Origin of the sequence: Gordonia sp. CNJ-863, assembly GCF_001942325.1 — a bacterium.
GTDB lineage: Bacteria > Actinomycetota > Actinomycetes > Mycobacteriales > Mycobacteriaceae > Gordonia > Gordonia alkanivorans.
Genome location: NZ_MKKG01000007.1, coordinates 110,677 through 117,805 on the forward strand (window position 1 = coordinate 110,677; position 7,129 = coordinate 117,805).

Annotated in this window: 8 protein-coding genes; 6 read left to right on the forward strand and 2 right to left on the reverse strand. The window is 67.4% G+C overall.

The features are described from left to right. Positions 1 to 2: 2 nt before the first annotated feature. Positions 3 to 746 (forward strand): GntR family transcriptional regulator, encoded by a 744-nt coding sequence (locus tag BJF87_RS04285; RefSeq protein WP_006358161.1) that lies wholly within the window; start codon positions 3 to 5, stop codon positions 744 to 746. 72 nt (positions 747 to 818) lie between these two features. On the opposite strand, the gene BJF87_RS04290 is transcribed toward BJF87_RS04285, so the two are convergent. Beyond that, a complete protein-coding gene (locus BJF87_RS04290) occupies positions 819 to 2,297 on the reverse strand; it encodes an MFS transporter (RefSeq protein ID WP_006358160.1) in 1,479 nt (492 codons plus the stop codon). 95 nt (positions 2,298 to 2,392) lie between these two features. Between BJF87_RS04290 and BJF87_RS04295 the strand changes: the two genes are divergently transcribed. Both BJF87_RS04295 and BJF87_RS04300 read left to right on the forward strand, forming a co-directional pair. Beyond that, on the forward strand, positions 2,393 to 2,896 hold the full coding sequence (locus BJF87_RS04295) for a MarR family winged helix-turn-helix transcriptional regulator (protein ID WP_006358159.1): 504 nt from the start codon (positions 2,393 to 2,395) through the stop codon (positions 2,894 to 2,896). Next, positions 2,893 to 3,765, forward strand: a complete 873-nt coding sequence (locus BJF87_RS04300; protein ID WP_075862701.1) for an SDR family oxidoreductase — start codon at positions 2,893 to 2,895, stop codon at positions 3,763 to 3,765. Before BJF87_RS04295 ends, BJF87_RS04300 begins: the two co-directional genes overlap by 4 nt. Here BJF87_RS04300 and BJF87_RS04305 read toward each other — a convergent pair. Further along, complete coding sequence (locus BJF87_RS04305; RefSeq protein WP_075862702.1) at positions 3,762 to 4,634, reverse strand: siderophore-interacting protein; 873 nt, start codon at positions 4,632 to 4,634, stop codon at positions 3,762 to 3,764. The genes BJF87_RS04300 and BJF87_RS04305 overlap by 4 nt on opposite strands. 106 nt (positions 4,635 to 4,740) lie before the next feature. On the opposite strand from BJF87_RS04305, the gene BJF87_RS04310 reads away from it, so the two are divergent. The 3 genes from BJF87_RS04310 to BJF87_RS04320 all read left to right on the forward strand — a co-directional run. Then, positions 4,741 to 5,814 (forward strand): enoyl-CoA hydratase/isomerase family protein, encoded by a 1,074-nt coding sequence (locus tag BJF87_RS04310; protein ID WP_075862703.1) that lies wholly within the window; start codon positions 4,741 to 4,743, stop codon positions 5,812 to 5,814. 30 nt (positions 5,815 to 5,844) lie between these two features. Further along, complete coding sequence (locus BJF87_RS04315) at positions 5,845 to 6,621, forward strand: enoyl-CoA hydratase (protein ID WP_075862704.1); 777 nt, start codon at positions 5,845 to 5,847, stop codon at positions 6,619 to 6,621. Between the two features lie 111 nt (positions 6,622 to 6,732). Further along, on the forward strand, positions 6,733 to 7,129 hold a 397-nt coding region (locus BJF87_RS04320), incomplete at its 3' end, for a hypothetical protein (RefSeq protein ID WP_075862664.1).

The following is a 7,129-nucleotide window of genomic DNA, read 5'->3' on the forward strand; positions in this document are numbered from 1 at the left end:
GGATGAGCGAGGTCGGGCAGTCCGAGCCGGCGTACAAGGTGCTGGCCGCCGAACTGCGCTCGCACATCGCGCAGGGGCGCTACAAGGGCGGCGTCCGGCTGCCCACCGAGTCCGAGCTGTCGCAGGAGTACGGGCTGAGCAGGCAGACGGTGCGCCGGGCCTTCCTCGAACTGGTCACCGAGGGTTCGGTCTACCGCGTGCCCGGTCGAGGGACCTTCGCGACCGAGAACGCCGGTCAGTATCTTCGGCAGCTCGGTTCGATCGACGATCTGATGAACCTCTCGACCGACACCGAGATGCAGGTCCTCGAATCACCCTCGCGTCGAGTCGATCTCGAAGCGGCCGGGCGCCTGCGACTCGATACCGATGTTGTCTACCGGATCGTGTTCCAGCGATTCCACGACGGTGTGCCGTTCGTGGTCACCACCGTGTCGTGGCCCGAGTCGGTGGCCCGGCTGGTGATCGACGCGCCCGAGGTGAAGTCCGGGGCGACAAGCGATCACACGATGATCGGCCTGCTCGAACCCCACCTGCAGTATCCGATCGAGGAGTGCGCGCAGTCGATCACGGCCACCACCGCAGACGCTGACACCGCTCGGCGTCTCGGTTGTCCGGAGGGGCACGCCGTGCTGCGCGTCGACCGGCTCTACACCGACTCGCGGGGGCGGGCCGTCGAACTCGCGGTGAGCTACTTCCTCCCCGAGCACTACACGTATCGGGTGACGCTGCGCCGTAGCGGCCTCTGAGGAAATGTCCGAAACACGAAGCGGCCCGGCAGTTCTCGTCGACTGCCGGGCCACTTCGCGCGGTGGGGAGGGTCAGTGCCCGGCACGCAACGGCTGCTCCTCGACGAGGCCCGAGGCCTTGCCCCTGGTGGGGATCAGCAGGGTGATCGCCACGCCGATGAAGGCTGCGGCGGCCGCGATCAGGAAGCACCAGGTGAATGTCGACTCGTCGGGAACCTCGGTGCCACCCAGCGAGATGGTTGCGCTGGCGAGGATGAGGGCCATGACGGCGGAGGCGACGGTGGTGCCCAGCGAGCGCATCAAGCCGTTCAGCCCGACGGCCGCGCCGGCCTCGGTGGGCGGCACCGAACCCATGATCAGGGTCGGCATGGCCGCGTAGCCGATGCCCACGCCGATGGCGCAGATGATCGAGGCCAGCATCAGCTTCCACGCCGCGTCCATGAGGAAGAAGGCGAAGATGTAGCCGATGCCGAGGATGCTCGCGCCGATGGCGAGGGTGAACTTGGCGCCGATCCGGTTGATCAGCAGACCCGACAGCGGGGCGAAGAACATCATCATCAGACCGCCGGGGGCCATCCACAGACCTGCGGCCAGGATCGACTGTCCCAGGCCGTATCCGGTCGCCTCGGGCAGACGGAAGAGCATCGGCAGGATGATCGACTGCGCCATCATGCCGAAGCCGATGGCGGCCGCCGCGATGTTCGTCAGCAGCACGGCGGGGCGGGCCGAGGTGCGGAGATCGACCAGCGGCTCCTTCTGGCGGAGTTCGAAGAATCCCCAGGCGACGAGAACGGCGATACCGCCGATGCCCAGGCCGAGAGTGCTGCCCGAGGTCCAGCCCCAGTCGTTGGCCTTCGACACCGCGATGAGGAAGGCGGAAAGACCTATGGCCAGGCCGATGGCGCCGGGGATGTCGAGACGTCCGCCGGCGGAGTTGTTCACGCGGGGGACCAGGACGAGGACGGCGATCACGATGAGCACGCCGAGCCCGGTGGCGACGTAGAAGAGGGCGTGCCAGTCCCAGGTCTCGACGATCCAGGCCGACAGCGGCAGGCCGATGGCGCCGCCGACGCCGAGGGTCGCCGACATCGCGGCCACGGCCATGGACGTGATGCGCGGCGGGGTGATCTCACGGATCAGGCTCATGCCGACCGGGATGAAGCCCATGGCCAGACCCTGGACGCCGCGACCGATGATCAGCGGGATCAGGGAGTCGCCGAGTGCGCAGAGCAGCGAACCCAGCGTGAGCAGTACGGCGCTGGCGAGCAGCACGCGCTGCTTGCCGAACATGTCGCCGAGGCGGCCGGCGATGGGCATCGCGACGGCTGCCGCGAGCAGGGTGGCGGTGATGACCCAGGAAGCGTTGCCGATCGAGGTCCCGAGGAGACGTGGCAGATCGGGCTGGATCGGGATGATCAGTGTCTGCATCAGCGAGGCGACGAGGCCGCCGAAGCAGAGCACCACGACGCTGCCGATGGCGCCCGCGGGTGCCTTGTCGGCCGCGACTGCGACCTGGTCGTCGGCAGGCGCCCGACCTTGTACGTGGCTCATTTTTGAGACCTCCTTCGAGGTATGCAGCATACATATGTAACGTACATAGGCAAACCGGACAGTAGATTGTCCTGGTCGAATGTGATGGAGGAGTCATGCCCGAGGACCACACGCCGTGGCAATCGCCGGTACATCGTGACCTGGCGGCTGAATTGCTGCGCATGTCCCGGCGCCGAAGTCTCGTCCATCCGTCGGTGGGACTGGAGAAGTCGGCCTTCGCCATCCTGTGGGTTCTGTCCGACGGCCGGCCGCGCACGCTTCGTGAACTGACCGAGGAACTCGAACTCGAACAATCAACGGTCAACCGTCAGGTGAATGCCGCGATCAAGCACGGCTACCTCGAGCGCTTCGAGGTCGCGGACTCGGTCTCGAAGCTGATCCGCCCGACCGAGGAGGGCCGCGAGGCCTTCAAACGTGACGGATTGCTGCGGGCGCAGCGACTCGAGCAGGTCTTCGCCGACCTCGGGCCGGGCAGTCCGGAGGGGCTCCTCCACGAATTGCGGGCATTCAACGACGCCTATGAACGGACGCAGGACCGGCACGGTGCCGGCCGGCGTGACAAGAAGAGCGAACAGAGATTCAGGAGAGGGCTGATATGACCAGTGGGGGCGGCACGTACGCGGTGACCGGATCGGCGTCGGGGATGGGTGCGGCGGTTGCCGAATCCCTCCGGGCGGAGGGGCACACGGTGATCGGCGTCGATCTGCGGGATGCAGATGTCGTCGCCGACCTGTCGACCGCGGCCGGTCGGCGCGCGGCTGCCGACGAGGTCCTCGCCAAGGCGGGCGGCAAGCTCGACGGTGCGGTCCTCGCCGCCGGTATGGGGCCGAGTAAGGGGCGCGAGCGGATGATCACCGAGGTCAACGTCCTCGGCGTCACCGACCTGCTGACCGCCTGGCGTCCCGCTCTCGCCGCGGCCGACAAGGCGAAAGTCGTTGTTTTCGGCTCTAATTCGACGACCGTGACCCCGCTGGTGCCGCGCGGTGCGGTCCGGCGCCTCATCAACGGCGACACCGCGGGCGCGACCCGGCAGATCCTCCGGCGCCGCGGTGTCACCGCGCCGGTCGCGTACGCGGCGTCGAAGGTCGCGGTCACCCAGTGGGTCCGTTGGCAGGGCACCAAGCCCGAGTGGGCGGGCGCGGGTATCCGGATCAACGTGATCGCGCCCGGCCCGGTGATGACGCCCCTGTTGCAGGCTCAGCTCGACAGCCCGCAGGCCAAGGCCGTCACGTCGTTCCCGGTTCCGGTGCGCGAGTTCGGGACCCCGGAACAGCTCGCCACGTGGGTGATGACCATGCTGTCGCCGGCCGCCGACTTCATGGCCGGTGCCGTCATCACCGTCGACGGCGGAACCGAGGCCCTCATGCGTACCAGGGACTGGCCGAAGCCGCTGCCGGTGCGTGGCATTCCGAAGCTGGTGTGGAAGATGTACCGCGCCCCCAAGGACGGACAGGTCGCGCAGTACTAGAGACCCACGCGCTCGAGCGCCTCGTCGAAATCCTCGGACGCCTCCTTCTCGGTCTTGCCGTCCGCCAGCGCCTGGCGGTACACCGCGAACAGTTCGGTACTGCGTTCGGAATAGCGTCGGGTCCAGCGTTCGCTGTCCTGCCGCCAGTAGCCGATCACGTCGTAGGACTCCCGACCCCACCGCAGCTCGCTGCGCAGGTGCTTGCGGACCGCTCGTGACTCCGAGGCCTCCCCGGCGAACCAGCAGTATCCGGCGGTGTCCGGGAGGTCCAGGGTCGCGACTGTCTCGGCCAACCGGCTCGGCGTCCGTCCGTTGCCGCCGATCGGCGTGATCATCTCGACGTTGCGGTCGGGCAGGTAGGCGAGGTCGGTCGGCGACGGCACCTCGGCCACCACGGTCACGCCGTCGGTCGACGGGAGTTCTTCGACGATCCGTGCGAGCGCGGGGAGTCCGGCGAGGTCGGCGGCCAGAACGATTCGGCTGGTATGGGCCGGCGGAGTGAACCAGCTGCGGGCGTGCGTCATGACGACGTCGTGGCCGGGTTCGGTGCGCTGGGCCCAGGTGGTCGCCGGGCCTGCGGCGTGGATGACGAAATCTACAACGACGGTTCCCGCCACCGGGTCAGTGGCGCGGATCGAGTAGTTGCGCCCATCCGGCGCGGGAACGGTGTCGTGGTAGGCCCAGACTCCGTCCCGGCACTCCATGTCCGGCGTCGAGCGCTGCGACTCGAAGGGGAAGTAGATCCCCACCGCCTCGTCGGCGACGCCGGGTAGTCCCAGGCCGGCCAGGTCATCGACGTCGAACGTCAGACGTCGCAGGTTGGGCGTCAGGTCGTCGACCCCGCGGACGCGTGCTCTCGAGTAGCCCATGAGGCCACCCTAACCTCACTACCGCCGAACACCCGGGGTCTGGCCTCTGTTACTAGGATATGCAACCATCTGTGGAGGCCTGTCGGTGTGGAGAGGAGTTTCGATCGTGTCGGAACAATCAGTGCTGGTCCCGTCTGTCCTGACGGAGGAGAACGGGTCGGCGCGGTCGCTGATCCTCAACCGTCCGAAGTCGATCAATGCGATCGACCACGAGATGGCCATCGAGATCGCGGAGCGACTCGACGAATGGGCCGGTGACGACACGGTCGCGGCCGTCGTCCTCTACGGCGCCGGCGAGCGCGGACTGTGCGCGGGCGGCGACATCGTCGCGATCCACCGCGACGCATCGGCCTTGAGTGGCAATCCCGACTCCACCGACCTCGACGCCGAGAACTCGCCCTCGGCGAAGTTCTGGTTCGACGAGTACCGGCTCAACGCCGCGATCTCCCGCTACCCCAAGAGCTACGTCGCGATCATGGAAGGCATCGTCATGGGCGGCGGTGTCGGCGTCTCCGCACACGGCAACGTGCGCGTCGTGACCGACCGCACTCGTCTGGCGATGCCGGAGGTCGGCATCGGCTTCGTCCCCGATGTCGGTGGTACGCATCTGCTCTCGCGTGTTCCGGACGGACTCGGCTTGTACGCCGGCCTCACCGCGGCCCACCTCCGCGGTGCCGACGCGATCGCGATGGGGCTCGCCGACCACTTCGTCCCCTCCGAGTCGCTGCCCGCATTCATCGAGGCCATCGGGACCTCCGGCGTCGACGCCGCGATCGCTGAGTACGCCACCGAGGCCCCCGAGTCCGAGCTCGACGCGCAGCGTGAGTGGATCTCCGAAGCCTTTGCCGCCGAGACGATCTCGGAGATCATCGAGCGTTGCCGCGCGGTCGGCACCGAGGCGGCGACCAAGACCGCCGACACCATCGCGGCCAAGAGTCCCACCGCGCTCGCGGTGACGCTGCGGTCGCTGCGCGAGGCCGCGGCCGACGCGACCCTCGAGGACACCCTGGTCCGCGAATACCGCGTGTCGCTGCGGTGCCTCCTGCATCCCGACATGGCCGAGGGCATCCGCGCACAGGTCATCGACAAGGACCGCAACCCGAGTTGGGCAGAATCCTCGGAGGCGGACGTCGACGCGTTCTTCGCGCCACTGCCGCACGACCTGACGTTCCCTGCCTGACCGACCACCTCAACCGGAAGAAGGAAACACGTGACCGATTACCAGACCATCCTCGTCGAACGCCGCGGCCGGGTCGGCATCATCACCCTCAACCGCCCGAAGGCGCTCAACGCCCTCAACTCCGAGCTCATGAACGAAGTGGTCGGCGTCGTCAAGGAATTCGACGTCGACGAGGCCATCGGTGCCATCGTCATCACCGGTTCCGAGAAGGCGTTCGCCGCCGGCGCGGACATCAAGGAGATGTCCACCAAGACCTACGCCGAGGTCGCCAACCAGCAGTTCTTCGGCGCCTGGGACGAGCTGGCACGCACCCGCACCCCGATCGTCGCCGCGGTCACCGGCTACGCCCTCGGCGGCGGCTGCGAACTCGCCATGCTCTGCGACTTCATCATCGCCGGCGACAACGCCGTCTTCGGTCAGCCGGAGATCAACCTCGGCGTCATCCCGGGCATCGGTGGCTCGCAGCGCCTCACCCGCGCCGTCGGCAAGGCCAAGGCGATGGACATGATCCTCACCGGCCGCAACATGAAGGTCGAGGAGGCCGAGCGTGCGGGCCTCGTGTCGCGCGTCTTCCCCAAGGAAGAAGCCCTCGCCAAGGCCATCGAGATCGCCGAGGTCATCGCCTCCAAGTCGCTCATCGCATCGGCCCTCGCCAAGGAAGCCGTCAACCGCGCCTTCGAGTCGGGCCTGACCGAGGGTGTCCGCGCCGAGCGGGGCCTCTTCTACTCGACCTTCGCCACCGACGACCAGACCGAGGGCATGGCCGCCTTCGTCGAGAAGCGGGACCCGAACTTCACCCACCGCTGATCCGAAACCTCCACAAACCCACCCTTTTTCGGCATTTCCACCCCCTCCGCGCGCATCCTGTCAGGCTGTTTGTGAGACACCTGGCGGGGTGTGTGGGGATCGGAATGGGTGATGACTATCAGTGTCGAGGTCGGCCGTACTCCTCGTGGGCAGCGGTCGTATCCACTCGGTTTCAAGGTCGAGTTCCTGCAGTTGTGGGATGCGGCAACGTTGGAACGCGGTGGCCGAGCCCGGTTGCTGCGCGAGCACGGTCTGTCGCGGGCCACGGTGCGGGGCTGGTTGCACTCGCGTGATCGGGGAGACTTTGAGGCGTCGATGGTGTCGGCAGCGCTGAAGTCGAAGGGATCGAGCCGCGTGGATGCTCAGGAACGAGCCGAGTTGGCGCGGTTACGCGCCGAGAATCAACGGCTGAAGAAGAAGGTCGAACAGGCCGAAGCCATTCAAGAGATCATGGGAAAAGCTATCGAGCTCATGGACGGGATCACCGCGAGCTCGACGAGCGAGGAGG